This is a genomic window from Alkaliphilus crotonatoxidans (genome assembly GCF_054658015.1).
The window spans coordinates 1-19,903 of sequence record NZ_BAAHXS010000003.1 but is presented as its reverse complement, the minus strand read 5'-3'; the positions used below and the strand labels follow the sequence as shown (position 1 = coordinate 19,903).

At 44.5% G+C, this 19,903-nt stretch carries 16 protein-coding genes and 1 riboswitch; of the genes, 1 reads left to right on the top strand and 15 read right to left on the bottom strand.

Annotated elements, in window-relative coordinates:
* Nucleotides 1-33 precede the first annotated feature (33 nt).
* A riboswitch (molybdenum cofactor riboswitch) is annotated at nt 34-150 on the bottom strand.
* Between the two features lie 101 nt (nt 151-251).
* The 15 genes from fdhF to uvrC form a co-directional block, all read right to left on the bottom strand.
* Nucleotides 252-2,924 carry a formate dehydrogenase subunit alpha gene (gene fdhF, locus ACYQ1I_RS01135; protein ID WP_459761733.1) on the bottom strand — a complete coding sequence of 891 codons (2,673 nt, stop codon included), beginning with the start codon at nt 2,922-2,924 and terminating at the stop codon, nt 252-254.
* 39 nt (nt 2,925-2,963) lie between these two features.
* The gene (nuoF, locus tag ACYQ1I_RS01130; protein ID WP_459761732.1) at nt 2,964-4,760 is read right to left on the bottom strand and encodes an NADH-quinone oxidoreductase subunit NuoF; all 1,797 of its coding nucleotides are present in this window, start codon (nt 4,758-4,760) and stop codon (nt 2,964-2,966) included.
* 33 nt (nt 4,761-4,793) lie between these two features.
* Entirely contained in the window at nt 4,794-5,162 is a 369-nt protein-coding gene (locus ACYQ1I_RS01125) for a (2Fe-2S) ferredoxin domain-containing protein (protein ID WP_459761731.1), read from the bottom strand.
* A 16-nt stretch (nt 5,163-5,178) separates the two neighbouring features.
* A complete protein-coding gene (locus tag ACYQ1I_RS01120; protein WP_459761730.1) occupies nt 5,179-5,652 on the bottom strand; it encodes an NADH-quinone oxidoreductase subunit NuoE family protein in 474 nt (157 codons plus the stop codon).
* Between the two features lie 416 nt (nt 5,653-6,068).
* On the bottom strand, nt 6,069-7,259 hold the full coding sequence (gene hydF / locus ACYQ1I_RS01115; RefSeq protein WP_459761729.1) for a [FeFe] hydrogenase H-cluster maturation GTPase HydF: 1,191 nt from the start codon (nt 7,257-7,259) through the stop codon (nt 6,069-6,071).
* Nucleotides 7,256-8,557, bottom strand: a complete 1,302-nt coding sequence (gene hydE / locus ACYQ1I_RS01110) for a [FeFe] hydrogenase H-cluster radical SAM maturase HydE (RefSeq protein WP_459761728.1) — start codon at nt 8,555-8,557, stop codon at nt 7,256-7,258. Before hydE ends, hydF begins: the two co-directional genes overlap by 4 nt.
* Before the next feature lie 24 nt (nt 8,558-8,581).
* Nucleotides 8,582-9,955, bottom strand: coding sequence for a [FeFe] hydrogenase H-cluster radical SAM maturase HydG (hydG, locus tag ACYQ1I_RS01105; RefSeq protein ID WP_459761727.1), 1,374 nt, complete (start codon nt 9,953-9,955; stop codon nt 8,582-8,584).
* Between the two features lie 24 nt (nt 9,956-9,979).
* Nucleotides 9,980-10,228 carry a TM1266 family iron-only hydrogenase system putative regulator gene (locus tag ACYQ1I_RS01100; RefSeq protein ID WP_459761726.1) on the bottom strand — a complete coding sequence of 83 codons (249 nt, stop codon included), beginning with the start codon at nt 10,226-10,228 and terminating at the stop codon, nt 9,980-9,982.
* Between the two features lie 152 nt (nt 10,229-10,380).
* Nucleotides 10,381-12,168 carry an NADH-dependent [FeFe] hydrogenase, group A6 gene (locus tag ACYQ1I_RS01095; RefSeq protein ID WP_459761725.1) on the bottom strand — a complete coding sequence of 596 codons (1,788 nt, stop codon included), beginning with the start codon at nt 12,166-12,168 and terminating at the stop codon, nt 10,381-10,383.
* Nucleotides 12,169-12,204: 36 nt separating this feature from the next.
* Nucleotides 12,205-13,995, bottom strand: a complete 1,791-nt coding sequence (gene nuoF / locus ACYQ1I_RS01090; protein WP_459761724.1) for an NADH-quinone oxidoreductase subunit NuoF — start codon at nt 13,993-13,995, stop codon at nt 12,205-12,207.
* A 43-nt stretch (nt 13,996-14,038) separates the two neighbouring features.
* Nucleotides 14,039-14,407: a (2Fe-2S) ferredoxin domain-containing protein gene (locus ACYQ1I_RS01085; RefSeq protein WP_459761723.1), complete on the bottom strand. Its 369-nt coding sequence runs from the start codon at nt 14,405-14,407 to the stop codon at nt 14,039-14,041.
* Nucleotides 14,408-14,427: 20 nt separating this feature from the next.
* The gene (locus ACYQ1I_RS01080) at nt 14,428-14,901 is read right to left on the bottom strand and encodes an NADH-quinone oxidoreductase subunit NuoE family protein (RefSeq protein ID WP_459761722.1); all 474 of its coding nucleotides are present in this window, start codon (nt 14,899-14,901) and stop codon (nt 14,428-14,430) included.
* 563 nt (nt 14,902-15,464) lie between these two features.
* The gene (locus ACYQ1I_RS01075; RefSeq protein ID WP_459761721.1) at nt 15,465-16,427 is read right to left on the bottom strand and encodes an ROK family protein; all 963 of its coding nucleotides are present in this window, start codon (nt 16,425-16,427) and stop codon (nt 15,465-15,467) included.
* A gap of 45 nt (nt 16,428-16,472) precedes the next feature.
* Nucleotides 16,473-17,396, bottom strand: a complete 924-nt coding sequence (gene hprK / locus ACYQ1I_RS01070) for an HPr(Ser) kinase/phosphatase (protein WP_459761720.1) — start codon at nt 17,394-17,396, stop codon at nt 16,473-16,475.
* A 26-nt stretch (nt 17,397-17,422) separates the two neighbouring features.
* A complete protein-coding gene (gene uvrC / locus ACYQ1I_RS01065; protein ID WP_459761719.1) occupies nt 17,423-19,315 on the bottom strand; it encodes an excinuclease ABC subunit UvrC in 1,893 nt (630 codons plus the stop codon).
* Nucleotides 19,316-19,408: 93 nt separating this feature from the next.
* On the opposite strand from uvrC, the gene ACYQ1I_RS01060 reads away from it, so the two are divergent.
* On the top strand, nt 19,409-19,903 hold a 495-nt coding region (locus ACYQ1I_RS01060), incomplete at its 3' end, for a hypothetical protein (protein ID WP_459761718.1).

The window sequence follows — 19,903 nt, the reverse complement described above, 5'->3', positions numbered from 1 at the left end:
CCAGTCCTTCAAGGAAGGACTGGCTCAATAAGATCATACACCAGCTTATTTCCTTTCCAAAAAGGGAGGCATAAAAATTTCTTTCTATACCCATGGGCTATTTTTCATAGTGTCTACCTTAGAAAGAATAGCTCGGAAATAATATTGTTTTTAATTTAACTATTTTTAATTATATCACGAATTTTGTCTAATTAAAACGAATTTATGAATATCAAAGGCCATGTCCCCTGGGATGCTGGTTAAAACCAAATTTATGCTAATTTTTCTATTTTAACACCGGTAACCTTTAACCCAGGTATTTTACAGTATTGATCCAGCACCTCTCCATTGGTTAAAACATTGGCACCATTGGCCCAGTGGAAGGGGATAAAGACGACTCCACGGGCCACCTTATCCGTTACCTTGGCCTTTATGGTAATGGTACCTCGTTTAGAAGATACCGCTACCCAATCTCCATCGTCAATGGCCTTCTCCTTTGCCAGGGCAGGATGAATTTCTACATAGGCCTCTGGGGCAATTTGGTGTACCCCCCTGGTTTTGTCTGACATGGTTCGGGTATGGTATTGATACAGTATTCTACCGGTGGTCAGCACGTAGGGATAAGCCTCGTCACCCAGTTCAACGGATTCTATCCATTCAACAGGTTTTAGGATAGCTGTTCCCCTGGCAGGCTTACCCACATGTAAAATGGGTGTACCGGGGTGATCCTCAGTGGGGCAGGGCCACGAAATTCCTGCCTGATCAATACGATCGTAGGTAATACCGGCATACTGAGGGGTCACTGCCCTGATCTCGTCGAAAATAGCTTCCGGATTGGGATATGTTTTACGATAGCCCAGTAAATTCATCAGCTCCATCAGGATCACCCAATCGGCCTTGGCTTCCCCCGGAGATTCAACAGCCCTACGGATTCTCTGTACCCGTCTTTCAGTGTTGGTAAAGGTTCCATCCTTTTCTGCAAAGGTTGACGCCGGTAACACGACATCGGCCAGGGCAGCCGTCTCGGTTAGGAAAATGTCTTGTACAATTAAAAATGCCTTTTCAAGCCCTTTTTGTACATGCTTTGTGTCAGGGTCTGAAACCATTGGGTTTTCCCCCATAATATAAAGCAGCTTAATGTCGCCCCTTTCAGCCGCAGGAATGGCCTCAGTCACCGTTAACCCCACCTCGTCAGACAGCTTTGTGCCCCAGGCGGCCTCAAATTTTTCTATGGTGGCCGGATTGCTTACCTGCTGATACCCGGTAAAGACATTGGGCAAGGCCCCCATATCACAGGCTCCCTGTACGTTATTCTGCCCCCTCAAGGGGTTTACCCCGCCGCCTTCCTTCCCAAGGTTCCCCGTAACTAATGCCAGGTTAGAAAGGCTCATCACATTATCGGTACCGTTAATATGCTGGGTAATTCCCATGGAGTAGATAATGCTGGCCCGCTGAGCTTCACCATAAATTTTTGCCGCCCTTAGAATATCCGTTTCACTAACCTCGCAGATCTTAGCTACTCGCTCCGGTGTATATTCCTTTACCAGTTCTCTTAAATTCTCGAAGCCTTCTGTGTGTTCTTTTATATAGTCTTGATCTGTCAGTCCCGATTCCAAAATGACATGAATCATGGCATTTGAAAGGGCTACGCTGGTACCAGGCTTTATTTTTAAGTAGACATCGGCATAATGGGCCAATTCTATTTCCCTTGGATCAGCCACAATCAGCTTTTTTCCTTCCTTAACAGCACGTTTAATAAAGGTGGCCATAACGGGATGGGCTTCGGTGGTGTTAGAGCCCGTTACAAATATGGCATCAGCCTTCATTACGTCTTGAATGGGGTTCGTCATGGCTCCGCTACCCAGGGTGGTGGCCAGGCCCGCTACGGTGGAGGCGTGGCATAGTCTGGCACAATGGTCAACATTATTACTGCCGATAACCCCTCTGATTAATTTCATCATCAGGTAGTTTTCTTCATTGGTAACCCTGGCGGAGGAGAAACCGGCAATGGCCTTGGGGCCATACTGCTCCTTAACCTCATTAATTTTTCCGACGATCACTTCATAGGCCTCTTCCCAGGTGGCCTCCACCAGCTTGCCATCCCTTCTGATCAAGGGCTTGGTTAAGCGTTCTGGATGATTGATAAAATTAAAGGCAAATTTACCCTTCACGCAAAGCAGTCCCTGGTTGGAAGGGCCCATGGCGGGCTCCACCGCCACGACACGATTTTCCTTAACAAAAAGATCCATTTGGCAGCCCACACCACAATAGGAGCAGGTGGTTCTAACGGTTTTGGTTTCCCAATATCTGAACTTCTCCTTGCTTTTAGGCATCAGGGCCCCCACAGGGCAAACTGAAACACAGTTACCGCAAGATACACAGGTGGAATGGGCCAGACCTTTATCAAAGGGTGTAGCAATATGGGTGGGAAAACCCCGCTCGGCAAAGCCGATGGCGTCGGTTCCCTGAAGCTGTGAGCAAACATAAACACATTTTCCGCAGAGAATACATTTATTTTGATCACTGATATAGAAGGGATTTGAATCATCTATTTCAAATTCCTTCACTTCTCCCCGATAGGAGCTTTCCTTAATATCATATTGATAGCAAAGATCCTGCAAAGTACATCGGCCGGCCTTTTGGCAGGTTAAACAATCCAGCGGATGATTGGCCAGCAGTAAATCTAGTATTTCTTTTCTCGCTTCAACAACACTGTCGCTTTCTGTCCAGACCGACATTCCCGCTTGAACAGGAGTGGTACAGGCGGTGGGTAGATTTCGCCCTCCCTCCACCTCAACAACACAAATTCTACAGGAACCATGGGGTACCAGCCTCGGGTCATGACAAAAGGTTGGAATTTTAATTCCCAGCTTTGCTGCCGCCTGAAGTATGGTTGTACCCTCCTGTACCTGTACTTCAAGTCCATTTATTTTTAAGGTGATCATCCTTTATCCTCCTTCTGATCGATTTACTAACCGGAACCTTTAGCCCTTGGAAATGGCTTTAAAGGGACAGGCCGCCATACAGGCACCGCATTTAACACAGTCCTCTTGTTTGATGAAATAGACCTCTTTGCCCTTTACACCTTCAATACAGCCAACGGGACACTTACCAGCACAAATACCGCATTTTTTACATTCCTCTGAAATGACCCGATATTGTAAAAGGGCCTGACATACCCCCGCAGGACATCTTTTTTCCTTGACATGGGCCTCGTATTCATGTCTGAAGTAGCGAAGGGTTGAAAGGACTGGGTTTGGTGCTGTTTGGCCTAAACCACAGAGAGAAGCTGCTTTAATGCCCTTGGCCAGGGACTCCAGCTTATCGATATCGGTCAATTCTCCCTTCCCCTCGGTAATTTTCTCTAAAAGCTCAAGCATTCTTTTGGTTCCCTCTCGGCATGGGGTACATTTTCCACAGGATTCATCAACGGTAAAATCCAAGAAAAATCGGGCAATATCCACCATGCAATTATCCTCATCCATAACGATCATTCCACCGGAGCCCATCATGGAACCCAGCTTGATCAGGTTATCGTAGTCAATGGGAACATCCAAATGATCTGCCGGAATACATCCCCCTGAAGGGCCTCCTGTTTGAACTGCCTTAAAGGCCTTTCCATTGGGAATCCCTCCTCCGATATCGTAGATAACCTCCTTCAAAGTGGTTCCCATTGGAATTTCAACCAAGCCTGTATTGTTTATCTTGCCCCCCAGGGCAAACACCTTGGTTCCTTTAGATTTTTCCGTTCCAATATCGGCGAACCATTGGGCCCCCTTTAGAATGATTTGGGGTATATTGGCGTAGGTCTCAACATTATTTAAAAGGGTTGGCTGATTCCAAATACCCTTATGGGCCGGGAAGGGCGGTCTTGGTCTTGGCATTCCCCTTTTTCCCTCAATAGAATTGATCAGGGCAGTTTCTTCGCCACATACAAAGGCCCCAGCCCCCAGGCGAATTTCAAGGTGAAACTCAAAATCAGTACCAAATATGTTTTTCCCCAAGAGTCCATATTCCGTAGCCTGATCAATGGCAATTTGAAGCCGATGAACAGCAATTGGATACTCTGCCCGAATATAAACGTAACCCATGTCGGCACCGATGGCATAGCCTGCAATGGCCATGGCCTCCACCAGGGCATGGGGGTCTCCTTCCAATACGGAACGATCCATAAAGGCCCCTGGGTCTCCCTCATCGGCATTACAGGCCACATATTTTTGATCGGCCTGAGCTTTGGCAGTAAATTCCCATTTTAAGCCGGTGGGAAAGCCTCCACCGCCCCGGCCCCTTAGTCCGGATTCCTTTACAACCTCTACTACCTCCTGGGGGCTCATTTCCGTTAGCACCTTGGCCAGGGCTCTATAGCCATCGAAGGCAATATATTCTTCTATTGACTCAGGATTAATTACACCACAATTCCGAAGGGCGATGCGCCGTTGCTTTTTGTAGAAATTTACTTGATCTATGGCCTTGATCTGACCATCCCTGACAGCATCCTTATATAACAGCTCAGTTACAATTCTGCCCTTTAGTAAATGCTCTTCTGCAATTCTATCCACATCCTCCGGCTTCACCCGGCTGTAAAAGGCTCCTTCCGGGTAGACAATAACAATGGGCCCAGCTTCACATAACCCAAAGCAGCCCGTCTTAACCACCTTTACCTCTGATTGCAGCTGATGCTCCTTCAATGCTTCATCGAGCTGATCTATAATTTTTTGACACCCTGAGGATGTACAGCCTGTACCACCGCACACCAACACGTGGGATCTGAATAAATCCATTATTTAACCCCCCTTTAAAATATTTTAAGCTGATTATTTCTCGCTGGCTCCAATGGTATAGTCATCTACGATCCTTCCATTGACAATATGGTCTACAATTATCTTGATGGCTTTTTCCGGTGTCATTTCTACATAGGTTGTTTTTCCCTCTCCCTCTCTGTAGACCTCTACAATGGGCTCAAGACGACAAACCCCGATGCAGCCTGTTTGGGTCACCACCACATCCTCCAGCTTTCTTTTTTTTACTTCCTCCAGTAAGGCCAGCAGCACAGGCCTGGCTCCTGCTGAAATACCGCAGGTAGCCATCCCCACCACAATTCTGGTTCCTTTGCCATCTCTGCGTATATGAACCCTTTCCAGTGCCTCTTGCCTGATTTTTTCCAATTCTTCAATCGACTTCATTTTTAGTCCCCCTTACCTAGTACTTCTTTAGAATGTCAGGTACATCATTAACTGACAATCTACCATATACATCCTCATTCACTGTTAATACAGGGGCCAATCCACAGGCACCAATACAGCGGGTGGCTTCCAATGAAAATTTACCGTCTGCTGAAGTGGCACCAATTTTGGCTCCTGTCAGCTCACTGACCTTATTAATAATTGGCTGTGCATTTTTGACATAGCAGGCCGTACCAAGACATACACCAATGACATATTCACCTCTGGGCGCCAGGGTAAATTGAGAATAGAAGGTCACCACACCATATATCTCGCTTAATGGTATTTTTAAGCCCTCAGATACCTGCTTCTGAACCGCCAGGGGAACACACCCAAAAATTTTCTGAGCCTCATGCAGTACAGGCATCAGGGCACCTCTTTTGTTCTGATTCAGCTGAATAACCTCTTCCAGCTGTTTAAAATTTTCTTCTGTTAAGATGTTTCTCGCCATATTGTCCCTCCTTTACTTGATTCAAATATTGCTAGTAATGAAGTCTATTATCAAAAATAACTAGCAATTCTATATATTTACATCTTTAATTATAGCATAAGAACGGACACAAACTAATCAAAAAAAATCTATATTTGTTAATTATTTAACTGTATATATCAGGGTTGTATTGGTTATATACTGTATACATAATACAAAATTCAACTCAGAAAATAGTTAAATTGTTTATTTATTTGACAATTTACACTTTTTTCTACGATAAATAAATTTAATCATCAATTATTATCAAGGAACTGTCATAAGAATAAATAAAAAAATTTGAATTATATTTAACAATTTTTTTGAAATTTCTTTTCACAAAAAAAGCACGCCCCTTCATTGATTGAAGGTTTGTGCTAATATTAATCGGTTTGTCTCTAGTTCTTCATGAGAGGGGCTATGGCACGATCCAGAATTCCTGTCACATAGGCAATTAATATACCATAATTGACCATTGGCACCCCCGAAGTCTTTGCACAGTTGATTCGATAAAGCATTTCCTTCCGATTGTGCATACAGGAACCGCAATGAACCACCAATTGATAGTCCCTTAAATCCTCTTGGAAGGCACTTCCCTTTAGCCAGTGGAATTGCAGCTCTCCCCCTGCCATATTTTTCAGCCACCGGGGAATCTTTACGGTACCAATATCGTCCTTCTGCTGGTGATGGGTACAGCCCTCCACAATTAAGACCTTATCCTGGGGCTTCAGCATTTTTAAGCCTTCGACCCCCTTTACCAGCTCTCTAATATCTCCTTTTTGTCTGGCATATAGAATGGAAAAGGAGGTTAGGGGAATTTCCATGGGTAAAGTTTCAGAAACCTGCTGAAAGGCCTGGGAGTCTGTTATGGCCAGACTAATGGGAGATTTTAATTCCCTTACCACCTGGGCCAGCTCTGTTTCCTTACAGATGGTCATATAGGCCCCTTTATCCAATATGGCCCGGATGGCCTGAACCTGGGGTAGGATCATTCTTCCCTTGGGAGCCGCCGAGTCAATAGGGGTAATCAGCAGCACATGGTCCCCTGGCTCCACTAATCCATCTACTAAATTCTGTTCCTGCTCCCGGGGGGCAATTTCAATAATCTTCTCCTTTAATTGATGGATTCCTGCTTTGGTTTTGGCACTGACAGCCACTGTAGGCAGTTCTTGATGGAAATTGGGCTGATAATCCTTTGGGCTGGTATCTATCTGGTTAATTACCACCAATAGGGGAATATTCCTGACCTTAAGCATCTCTATTAGCTGCTTTTCCTCCTGCTGAATCCCCCTTTCCCAATGGACTACCAGCAAGGCCACATCGGTTTTATTTAATACTGACCTTGTCTTTTCAATTCGTAGTGCCCCTAAATCCCCTATGTCATCAATTCCTGCGGTATCAATAATTAATACCGGGCCTATGGGTAAAAGCTCCATGGACTTGTATACCGGGTCGGTGGTGGTTCCTGCCACCTCTGATACAATGGCAATTTCCTGATCCGTTAAGGCATTTATCAGGCTTGATTTTCCCACATTTCGTTTGCCAAATATGGCAATATGCAGCCTATTTGCCCTGGGGGTTTGGTTCATTGTTCATTCCTCCATTTCAAATATTTAGGAAGGAGTCTGCCGGCCCCCTTCACTGCGTCTATGGCCGATTGAATATTAATCATATTTTTATTGCTGTAGAGCTGGTAGCTCTCCCTATATTTTAAGGGAGTTGAAATCAACATAATGGTATTGGCCCCTGCCTTCAGGGCCTTTACCTGCCCCTCTGGGTCAGCCGAGGCCAGGGCTGTGGTGGCTGGCAAATAAACATTTTTGCAAACCAGCCGGGTCACTGCCACTGTTCGGAGGGTCAGGTCTATATTGCCTGTTTCGGCCTGCTCCAGGGGGGTCCCCTTGGCGGGTACAAAGGGGCCAATACCGATCATATGAATTCCCATTTCTTTAAAAAATATAATGTCCTGGGCAATATCCTCCAGGCTTTGCCCCGGTAAGCCCACCATATTCCCCGAGGCCGTAACATAGCCCAGCTCCTTCAACCATCGAGTACATTCCATTCTCTCCTTTAGATCATCATCTGGGTGCAAACTCTTAAAAACCTTTGGATTGGTGGTTTCTATCTTCAACAGGTAGTTATTGGCCCCGGCCCTTTTCAGGGCTCTATATTCTTCATAGCTTCGTTCTCCTATACTCAAGGTAATGGCCATGGCAGTTTCTTGTTTTATTCGCCGTATCAGGTCAATGAGCCGCTCTGTATTGTAATAATCATCTTCACCTGATTGTAATATGACGGTTTTAATCCCCAGTTGATGGATTTCATGAACCTGGGCCAGTATTTCGTCTGCTGTCATTCTGTATCGTTTTGGGGTTGCACAGGACTTTCTTATACCACAATAATGACAATTCTTTTTACAGTAGTTTGAAAATTCTATGGCAGCCCTGATTTCCACCCGATCCCCGACAATTTCCCGGCGCATTCGATCGGCAGCAGCAAGCAGCACTTCTTCTTCCCTTTCCGACTGTGTATCTAAAAGTCTTACAATTTCATCCTTTGATAATTCCTCCCCGGCCTCCAGCTTTTCCATGATTTTAAGAAAGCTTTGCCGGACCCCTTGATTCATAAGGGTCTTCATTAAACCCGACAGCTTTTTTGTCTGATAATCATAAATTCGATAGCTGATATCGGTTCCTCTTATATGGTCTTCTACAGCTGCACTGTCATTTTTACCGATTAAGATGGAGGTACTGCAAATTGAGCCAAGATGACTAGGGGTAGGCACCAGATCTGTGCTGATTTGGGCCCGCCTTAGTAGTGCTTCTGCCTTCAGCATTTGACTGTTGGAGCCGCAGACAATAATTTGCTTTTCTTCTGAAGTCTTCATTTTATCCATCTCCATTATTCTCCACTAGAAATAAAGATCCCGTTTCCCTGATCGAATGGCTTCCAATTTTTCTTCTGTCAGGCACCTTATTTTTTCATCATCAATCTCCTCTAATTCCCTTTCAATTAATGCTTTGCCCTGCTGAAGTGTATCGTCGTCAGCATAATCCAACAAATATTCCTGTAGGGTTAAAATGGCATTGGATTGACAAAATTCATGGATGTGTGCATCCTTGGCCAGCTCCATAAAGGCCTCCCCTGTTCGTTTGGTTCGATAGCAGGCGGTACAAAAGCTGGGCAGGTGACCCTGGCCACAGATGACCTGTAAGACCTGGTTCAAGCTCCTTTCATCGGCCGTCTCGAATTGAGAAGCCCTTTGATATTCCTGTTCATAGCCTCCGGGGCTGGTTTTGGAGCCTGCCGATACCTGTGATACTCCCAGGCTTAACAGCTCATCCCTAAGCTGAGGCGTTTCCCGGGTGGAAAGGATAATGCCGGTATAAGGCAAGGCTAGACGATAGACGGCAACGATTTTTTTAAGGTCTTGATCTGAAACAGCATAGGGAGCCTTTTTCAGGGCTGAATCCAGGGCAGGCCTAAGCCGTGGTACTGATATGGTATGGGGGCCGATATGATAGGTTTGATCCATATAATTGGCGTGGAATAAAGTGGCTAATACGTCAAACTGATAATGATATAGCCCCAATAGCGCCCCAATTCCTATATCATCAATACCTGCTTCAAAGGCTCTGTCAATGGCCAGCAATCGATAATCATAGTTTGACTTTGAACCCGTAGGATGCATTTGCCGATAGGTTTCACGATGATAGGTTTCCTGAAATATTTGATAGGTGCCAATTCCAGCCTCCTTTAACTTTTTGAAATCTGTAACCGACAGGGGGGCGGCATTGACGTTGATTCTTCTGATGTCGGTTTCCTGGTAAATTCTATTTAATATACCGGTAATATGATTGATATTGGTTTTCTTGGGGTCTTCACCACAAACCATTAGAATTCGCTTATGGCCCTGGCCCTCTATGGCTTTGGCTTCTGCTACGGCCTCCCCGGGGGTTAAGGTTTTACGTTGAAGGCTTTTATTGGCCGCCCGAAATCCACAATATAGGCAATTGTTGGTACATTCGTTACTGGTATAGAGGGGCGCAAAGACCACAATCCGTTTGCCGTAGATTTCATTTTTTACATGCCTGGCAGCCCCATAGAGCTCTTCCAACAGGTCTGGGTCTTCAATTTGCAACAGGACTGCTGCCTCCTCCAGCGATAGGCCCTGACAATCCTTTGATCTTTCAATAATTTCCCTAAGATCAACTGCATTAAATTTTTTGCCCCTGATCATTAGACCATTGATTTTTTCTTCATTAATGATGTCATGGGTATTCATTTCTAATTCCTCCCTGGAGCTTTCTTATTTTTTGGTTAAGGCACTTTTTACCGTAACGCCCTGCAACCTTCCTAGCTTTCCTGTTAATCCCCCCACCTCATCGGTGGAACCGTCAATGATGACAGACAGAACACTGACTCCCCGTTCCCGATAGGGGACCCCCATTCTTCCCACAATTATTTCTCCATACTCGCTTAAAATCCGATTTACATTCTCTGCATTCCTTCGATCCTCTACAATAATGGCCACTACACCAATCCTTTTTTCCACCATTGGCTCCCCCTTTATAAAAATTAAAAAAAGCTTCCCATAGGCAGGGAAGCTTTTAAAAGCAGTTCTCCTTTTCCTTTTACCAGGCTTTCCTGGCAATCAGACCTATGGCCTTCCTTCCGGTGGATTAAATCCACCGGTCAGATTCAATGGCTCTATGAGGTTGCTAAACAGCCTTCTTCTTCATATTCCGTTTCATCCGTCGGGTATTTTTCCCGGACAGTATAGTGGGTATGCAGTAATTCATGGGCCCGATGGCTATTGGGCTTTTCCAGATAGTTGTCATACAGTTCTTTAATAATTGGATTTTCGTGAGACTTTCTGATGGTTAAAATTTTATCTTCCTCATAAAGGGCCTTGGCTCTTTCAACACGAATATCCATATTCATCTTGACCCTGGCAGGTACATGGGGCTGGCCTCCGCCTGTTACACAGCCGCCGCTGCAGCCCATCACTTCTATGAAATGATATTCCTTTTCTCCTGCCTTGATCATATCCAGCAATCTGGCGGCCTGGGCAGTTCCGTGGGCTACAGCTACTTTAATTTTTTCTCCCCCCAGGGTAATTTCTGCCTCCTTAATGCCTTCGGTTCCCCTCACTCCATTATATTCAATGGATTCAAGCTCCTTTTCCTCTAAAATGTCGGCTACGGTTCTAAGGGCCGCCTCCATCACACCGCCGGTGGCTCCAAAGATTACTCCTGCACCAGTATAGATTCCCAGGGCGGGATCAAAGTCGCTGTCCTCCAGCTTGAGGAATTCAATTCTAGCCTGCTTAATCATCTTTGCCAGCTCCCGGGTGGTGATGACAGCATCTACATCCCTTAATCCCTTCACCCTCAGCTCTGGCCTGGCGGATTCAGACTTTTTAGCCACACAGGGCATTACTGAAACGACAAATATCTTTTCGGGATCTATCTGATTTTTTTCCGCATAATAGCTTTTTACAATGGCTCCCATCATCTGGTGGGGAGATTTGCAGCTTGAAAGGTTTTCAATAAATTCTGGGTAGTAATGCTCACAGAACCTAACCCAGCCTGGAGAACAGGAGGTAATCAAGGGCAGCTTTCCTCCCTGCTGCAATCGATGAAGCAATTCATGGCCTTCTTCAACAATTGTCAGGTCGGCGGCAAAGTTGGTATCGAAAACTTGATCAAAGCCCAGTCGCTTCAAAGCCGAAACCATTTTGCCCGTTACCCTTGTTCCAATGGGCAGACCAAATTCTTCACCCAGGGCCGCCCGAACGGCCGGGGCAGTTTGAACCACCACATGAACCTCGGGGTCCTCTATGGCATCCCATACCCGATCAATATCTTCCTTTTCTCTGAGGGCGGCCACCGGACAGGCTACGATACATTGACCACAATGAATACAGGGGGTATCCTTCATGCTCATACCAAAGGGTGGGGCCACCTCTGTTGAAAATCCACGGTTGGTAAATTCCAGTATGCCTACCCGCTGTACATTTTTACAGGTGTTGACACAACGACCGCAAAGAATACATTTACTGCTGTCCCTTACAACAGATTCTGAAAAATTATCTATTGTAGTAGGGGTCTTTTCACCTATAAAGGGGATTTCAGTGATATTTAATTCTTCTGCCAGGGTTTGAAGCTCACAGTTTCGATTTCGCTGACAGGTCAAGCATTCACGGTTATGATTGGAAAGTATCAGCTCTACGGTAGCCTTTCTGGCATCCCTTAACTGCCTGGTATTGGTTTTAACAGCCATACCGTCGGCCACAGGGAATACACAGGAGGCTTGAAGACCACGGCTTCCCTCCACCTCCACCAAACAGACTCTACAGGCTCCAATTTCGTTGACTTCCTTTAAAAAGCAGAGGGTGGGTATATCGATTCCAGCAGCCTTGGCCGCCTCTAATACTGTATAATTTTGGGGTACTGTTACCTGAACACCATCGATGGTGATTGTTACCATTTCCATTTAAAACACTCCTTTCTTGGCGACATTCCTAGGGCTTTATTTTTTAACAATGGCCTTTACAGGGCACTTTTCAACACAGGCCCCACATTTTATACAAACAGCCTTATCAATTTCATGGACGGCCTTTCGCTCCCCTTTAATGGCACCAACAGGACAAATCTGTTTGCAAAGGGTGCACCCTCTACAGTTTTCCAAAATACTATAGCTCAACAGGGATTGACACGCACCGGCGGGGCATCTTTTTTCATGGATATGGGCTTCATATTCATGTCTAAAATATTTTAAAGTTGACAGTACAGGATTAGGCGCGGTTTGCCCTAGTCCGCACAGGGAGGAGGATTTAATACTCTTTGCCAATCGCTCCAGGTTGTCAATATCCTGGGGTTCTCCCTTGCCTTCTGTGATCTTATCTAAAATTTCAAGCATTCGCTTCGTTCCAATTCTACAGGGCGGGCACTTTCCGCAGGATTCATCTACGGTGAAATCAAGGAAAAATCTTGCGATATCCACCATACAGTTATCCTCATCCATGACAATCATTCCTCCGGAACCCATCATGGAACCAAGGGAAATTAAATTGTCATAGTCGATGGGTGTATCTAAATAGTCCACTGGTATACAGCCTCCGGAGGGTCCACCCGTCTGAACCGCCTTAAAGGCCCGGCCCCTGGGTATACCGCCGCCAATTTCATAGATTACTTCCTTCAAGGTGGTTCCCATGGGGATTTCCACCAGACCTGTATTGTTGATTTTACCTCCCAGGGCAAATACCTTGGTTCCCTTGGACTTTTCAGTTCCAATGCCAGCGAACCAGTCGGCTCCCTTTAAAATGATCTGGGGTACATTGGCATAGGTTTCAACATTGTTTAACAAGGTGGGTCTATTCCAAATCCCCTTGTGGGCAGGGAAGGGCGGTCTTGGCCTGGGCATTCCCCTAAGGCCTTCAATTGAATTGATCAGGGCGGTTTCTTCGCCGCATACGAAGGCCCCTGCCCCCAGACGAATCTCTAAGTCGAAGTCAAAGCCTGTATTAAATATATTTTTTCCAAGAAGTCCATATTCCTTTGCCTGATCAATGGCAATCTGCAGGCGGTGAACTGCAATGGGGTATTCTGCTCTGATGTAGACATAGCCCATGGAGGCACCTACTGCGTAACCAGCAATAGCCATGGCTTCCACCACTGCATGGGGGTCACCCTCCAGCACGGAACGATCCATAAAGGCACCGGGGTCACCCTCATCGGCGTTACAGGCAACAAATTTTCCCTTGCCCTGGGCTTTAGCTGTAAATTCCCACTTTAAGCCAGAAGGGAAGCCGCCGCCGCCCCGTCCCCGCAGGCCTGATTTTTTAATGACATCAATTACTTCCTCGGGCTTCATTTCAGTCAATACCTTGGCCAGGGCCTTATAGCCATCAAAAGCAATATATTCGTCAATGGCCTCAGGATTAATCACACCGCAATTTCTCAAGGCTACACGCTGTTGCTTTTTGTAAAAATCAACCTGGTCAATGGCTTTTATCTGCCCTTCCTTAACGGCATCCTTATATAATAAATCTGTTACAATTCTTCCCTTTAACAGATGCTCCTCTGCAATTCTTTCCACATCCTCGGGCTTGACACGGCTATAAAAGGCCCCCTCGGGATACACAATGACAATGGGTCCTGCTTCACATAGGCCAAAGCATCCGGTTTTGACCACCTTTATTTCTGAGGCTAACTGCTTTTCTTCAAGCTGTTCCTCCAGCTTATCAATTATTTTTTGACATCCTGAGGATGTACATCCCGTACCACCACATACAAGGACATGGGATCTGAATAGCTCCATTGATTAAACCCCCTTCTTCTGGTTAAATTCAAATACATGCATCTTATTTCTCGTAGGCTCCGATGGTATATTCATCTATGACTCTACCGTTGACAATATGCTCTGCAATGATTCTTCTGGCTTTTTCTTCGGTCATTTCTACATAGGTAGTCTTGTCTTCTCCTTCCTTATATACCTCTACAATGGGCTCAAGACGACAAACCCCTATACATCCGGTTTGGGTAATGACCACCTCGTCAAGATTTCTCCTTTTCGCTTCCTCGACCAGGGCCATTAATACGGGCCTTGCTCCAGCGGAAATTCCACAGGTTGCCATTCCCACCACAATTCTTGTTCCCTTTCTATCTTTACGGATATTTACCTTTTCCAATGCCTCCTGGCGAATCTTTTCTAAATCCTGAATTGACTTCATTGCATTGCCCCCTTCCTTCTCTAATATTTATTAATAATATCAGGGATATCGGCCACCACTAGTCTACCGTATACGTCTTCGTTAACGGTTAGCACCGGCGCCAAACCACAGGCACCAATACATCGGGTGGCTTCTAATGAAAATTTACCATCGGGTGAAGTTGCTCCCACCTTTGCCCCGGTCAGCTCACTGACCTTATTAATAATTGGCTGGGCATTTTTAACATAGCAGGCGGTTCCCAGACAGACGCCAATAACATATTCGCCCCTGGGCTCCAATGTAAACTGAGAGTAGAAGGTTACGACCCCATAGATTTCACTTAAGGGAATTTTTAAACCCTCTGACACTTTTTTCTGTACATTAAGGGGAATACAGCCAAATATTTTTTGGGCTTCATGTAATACCGGCATCAGAGCGCCCCTTTTGTTACGATTAAGCTCAATCGATTCCTCCAATCTTTGAAAATTTTCTTCGGTAAAGATGTTCTTTGCCATAAACTCCCTCCTTGTTTAATTCGCCCAACAAAGTTTTAACAGAAACTTGTTTCAATTGGGTCGAGCTTAATAAATGAAAACGATATCTAAGCATTAATTCGATAAATAATTATAAATTCCTTGATTTTTCAGAATTATTTTTATAAATTATATCTATTAATATTTTTTATTATTTAAAACCCCCAAAGGCCCCTTTATCAGAGATATTTAATGATTTTTTTTCATCAACCTCCTCCTCAAATTAATCACTTGTTAATTTTTTAACTTTTCGAGACAAAAATAGACGGCTTTTGAGCATGGTGGCGTTTTTTATTCGTCATTTTACTACTCAAACCGTCAAAGGACTGTCATCTTACTACATCAATATTATATAGAATATAGCCATTGAATTCAATAGGTTTTGTTAATAAAATATCAACATACCCATTAATATTTATTAACAAACTTACTTCATTTTCTTTAGCCAATATAGGATTTCAGCCAATTTGTAAGTATCTAATGCTAGTCTAAGGGGAGCCCTGACAGGCTCCCCTTAGCAAAAATTACCTTGTATATTTGACTTTTTATTCCCGATTCATTCTTTCCCTGGCCAGCATAGCGCCTCCCACGATACCGGCATCATTCTCCATTTCTGCCACTACAATTTTAGCAAAGCGTTTTTTCCTTTTAAAGAATATATATTTATCTACTTCCTCATTTAATCGGTTAATTAGATCTGCCCCCGCCTTAGAAACACCGCCTCCAATGGCCACAACCTCTGGGTCGAGGAGGGTAATTAAATTCCCTATGCCGATAGAGAGATACTTTACAAGACGGCTGACGGCCCTACTTGCTACTTCATCACCCAGTTTAGCCTCTTCAAATATGTATTTTGCTGACAGCTGATCCAGGTCACCGTTAATTCTATCCATTAAGCTGCTTTTATTCCCTTCGTTTATCAGCTTCTGTGCATATTTGATGAGGGCCGTGGCTGAGGCAAAGGTTTCAAGACATCCATTACTGCCGCAATTACAGTCATAGTCTGCCTCCCCTACGATCATATGGCCAAGCTCACTGCCAATTCCATGACTGCCGCTATAGGCCTGACGATTAATAATTAACCCGCCGCCAATTCCCGTACCCACGGTAATTAACACACCATTTTCAGCCCCCCGCAGGGCACCCTTGGCGGCTTCGGCAATGCCTGCAACCGTTGCATCATTTTCAATAAAGACCGGCAGTCCCAGCATATCCCTTAACATCTCCCCCAAAGGTACCTCCTGCCAGTACAGATTAACAGCCGTATAGACAAGGCCATTGGGGTCACAGGGGCCAGGGATTCCCACACCAACTCCCTTTACCTCTTGATAGCTGCTTTTTGACTCATTAACCATTTCATTGATTAACTGTTGAATAGCCTTGGCCACCCCCCTCTCGCCTTCCTTCACCGGGGTTTTAACGCTCTTTTTTAATAATAGTCCACCATCCCAGTCAAAAATGCCACCTTTAATTTCCGTTCCGCCCAAATCAATTCCAATTAATTTCATTTCTGTTTCCCCCTTATTCATGTAATCTTGGTAAGGCTACGGGTCTTAGCCTCGATCAGAAAGGTGGTTCATTAACCTTTCATTGAATTCCTTGGCGGCATGATAGCCCATTTCCTTTTGCCTGTAATTTCGTGCAGCCACCTCAATTAAAAGGGCCACATTTCTGGCCGGCTTAACTGGAATCACCACCTCATTGACCTTCACTCCCAATATCTCCCGATAGGAATCATCTAATCCCAGGCGATCGTAGCTTTTATTCGGGTCCCATTCCTCCAGACTGATGACCAGGTTTATCTGGGTCTGCTCCTTGATGGCCCCCACCCCAAAGAGGCTTTTAATATCCATAATACCAATTCCCCGAACCTCAATCATATGGCGAATCAGCTCTGGGGCTCCCCCCATCAACAGGTCATTACCAATACCTTTTATTTCAACAGAATCATCGGCCACCAATAGATGCCCTCGTTTGATCAGCTCAACGGCCGTCTCACTTTTTCCAATCCCACTTTTTCCAGTTATCAGAACCCCTACTCCGTAAATATCCATCAATACGCCATGGAGGGTGATGGTGGGAGCCAGCTTATCTTCTAAATAGTTTACCAGTTTATTGGTTAGCTTGGTTGTGTTCAGCCCGCTTCTTAAGATCTTTCGCTGGTATTTTTCCGCCGCCACCAGCAATTCATCATAAATCTCCAAATTTCTGCTGATAATTACACAGGGTATATCGTAGGAAAGGAGCTTATTGAATCGCTGCTGCCGGATATCGGGGTAGAGGGTACTTAAATAGCAGTGCTCTACCTTGCCAATGATTTGTATTCGCTCATAGGCGAAATAGTAGAAAAAGCCGGCCAGCTGAATCCCTGGGCGATTTAATTCCATCGTGGTAATATGGCGTATTTCAGTGCTAGGATGATTAATTTCCTCAAGCTGTAAATCTTCAATTAGATCTTTCACAGTTATATACTTCATAGTACCTCCCAGAACATTTTGATTATTTATTTTTTGTTTCCGTCTTGATGATTTTCTTCATTAAAGTAGGCTTGAATGTCTTCGGCTAGGGCCCGGGTAATGCCCTTTACCTCCATTAAGGCTTCAATTGAAGCCTCTTTAATTCCCTTTATATTTTTAAAGTGTTTCATCAAGGCCTTTCGCTTTGCTTCACCAATTCCCTTGATATTTTCCAGCTCTGATTGGAGCATATCCTTTTTCCGCAGGGTTTTATGATAGGATAGGGCAAATCGGTGTACCTCCTCCTGAATTTTATAAATCAAGCGAAAGAGGGGAGTATTTTTAGGTAATATGATTTCCTGCCCCTCATAGGCCAGGCCCCGGGTCTTATGCTTATCGTCCTTAATCATACCGCATACGGGAATATCCAGTGAAAGGGCTGCCAATGCCTTCTTCACACTGGTAACCTGACCAAAGCCTCCATCTACCAGGATTAAATCCGGAAAGATTGAAAACTTTCCTTCCTGTAATGTCATGGCTCCTTCTATAATCTCCTGGGTTTCCCTGATTCCCCTTGTAAAGCGCCTTGTTAAGATTTCTTCCAAACTGCCGTAGTCGTCGGGGCCTGTAACTGTTTTAATTTTAAACCGACGATAGCTTTTATTGTTGGGCTTCCCCCCTTCAAAGACAATCATCGAGCCCACCGACTGTAGACCCTGGATATTGGAAATATCATAGGATTCAATCCGATTAGGAAATTCCTCTAAATTCAGCAGGGCCTGCAATTCCTTCAGCTCCTCAGTTCTTTCCTGGGGTTTGGCCCGTTGAATCGTTTCGGTTTGATTAAGAACCGTTTGGGCATTTTTTTGAACCATTTCCAGTAGTCTCCTTTTATCCCCCCGAACCGGTACCTTTAATTCAACCTTACTGCCCCTTTTACCGGAAAGCCATTGCTCTAATACAGGGGCCTCCTCCAGCTGATGCTCCAGTAGAATTTCCTTTGGCACATGGGTATTTTCGCCATAATACTGCTTCACAAAGGCCGTCAGGGCCTCTTCCCTTGTTTCCTCTTCGTTTCGGTCTATGGTGAATTTTTCTTGATGAATCAACTTACCTTCCCGGATAAAAAATACAATGACCAGAAAATAATGATCTGCCTCGGCCAGGGCGATGACGTCCTGATCTACCCGCTGATCGGTCACTATTTTTTGTTTTTCCAGGGTGCTTTCCAGGGCCCATAGCTGGTTGCGATACCGGGCCGCCTCCTCGAAATTCATATTGGCTGATGCTTCCTTCATTTTCTCCTGAATTTTCTTAATTAATTCAGCTTCCTTGCCATTCAAAATCATGATGATTTCCTGTATCATTTGATTATATTCTTCTTTTCCTTCAGGCCCCCTGCATGGACCCATACATTTTTTGATATGATAATTAAGGCAGGGCCTTTCTCCCCGTTCAATCATTTTTTCGATGTTTTTGTTGCAGCTTCTGATGGGATAAAGCTGATGAATAATGTTGATGGTCTCATTAAGGGCCCCCACATTGGTATAGGGTCCAAAATACTTGCTTTTATCCTTTACAACCCGGCGGGTTTTAATAATTCGGGGATAGCTTTCCCCCAGGGTGACCTTTATATAAGGGTAGGTTTTATCATCGCGTAATAGAACATTATATTTAGGACGGTGCTTTTTAATTAAATTACATTCTAAAATCAGTGCCTCCAGCTCGCTGTCGGTGACAATATACTCAAAGGAAGTAATATGGGCCACCATAGCCCTTACCTTGGGAGGCTGATTCCTTGAGGATTGAAAATACTGTCTTACTCGATTTTTTAAGGAAATGGCCTTCCCTACATAGATAATTTCCTGCTCTATATTTTTCATTAAATAAACGCCAGGTCGATCTGGCAGTATTTTTAACTGTTCCTTTAAATCAAACAAAGCCTAATTCCTCCTTGGAATTTCTATTGATGTTTTTTTATTAATTCGATACAATAGCATAAAAATATAAATGATAGATTTGAGGAGGTTCCTATGTCTAGTACCCACCGCACCCTACAATTTCTTTTATCTTCACTGGTTTTATTTTGGGTTTATCCCCTTATTTATAAGCTCGTGTATTTGTTATTCCAGGGTTTGCTCCAGGGGATTGTCTCTCCATCAGTCATTAATGAATTGGTGGCTGGTATAGTTTTAATCCTTTGCCTGGTTTTTCTTGGCACCCTTCAAGGCCTTTTGAAATTCCTTTCGCTAAGGCGTTATCGAAGGTTAAATTCCATACTTTTTCTACCCCTTAAGGGATTTTCTATTTCTGACCAGGCTATCTATTATATTGTACCATTAATTATATATATTTTACCATTATTCCGTCGCCCTTACGTCAATGAAATCATTGCCATCAAGCTGATTTTTTTTATCATTGCAATGACAGCCCTCTGGTTATGGCTCAGGCTTTCAAAGGGACTACTGGGCTGTTATTTTTTACCTGAGGGTCTATTGGTAACGGGCTTTGATGTACGACTGGATTTA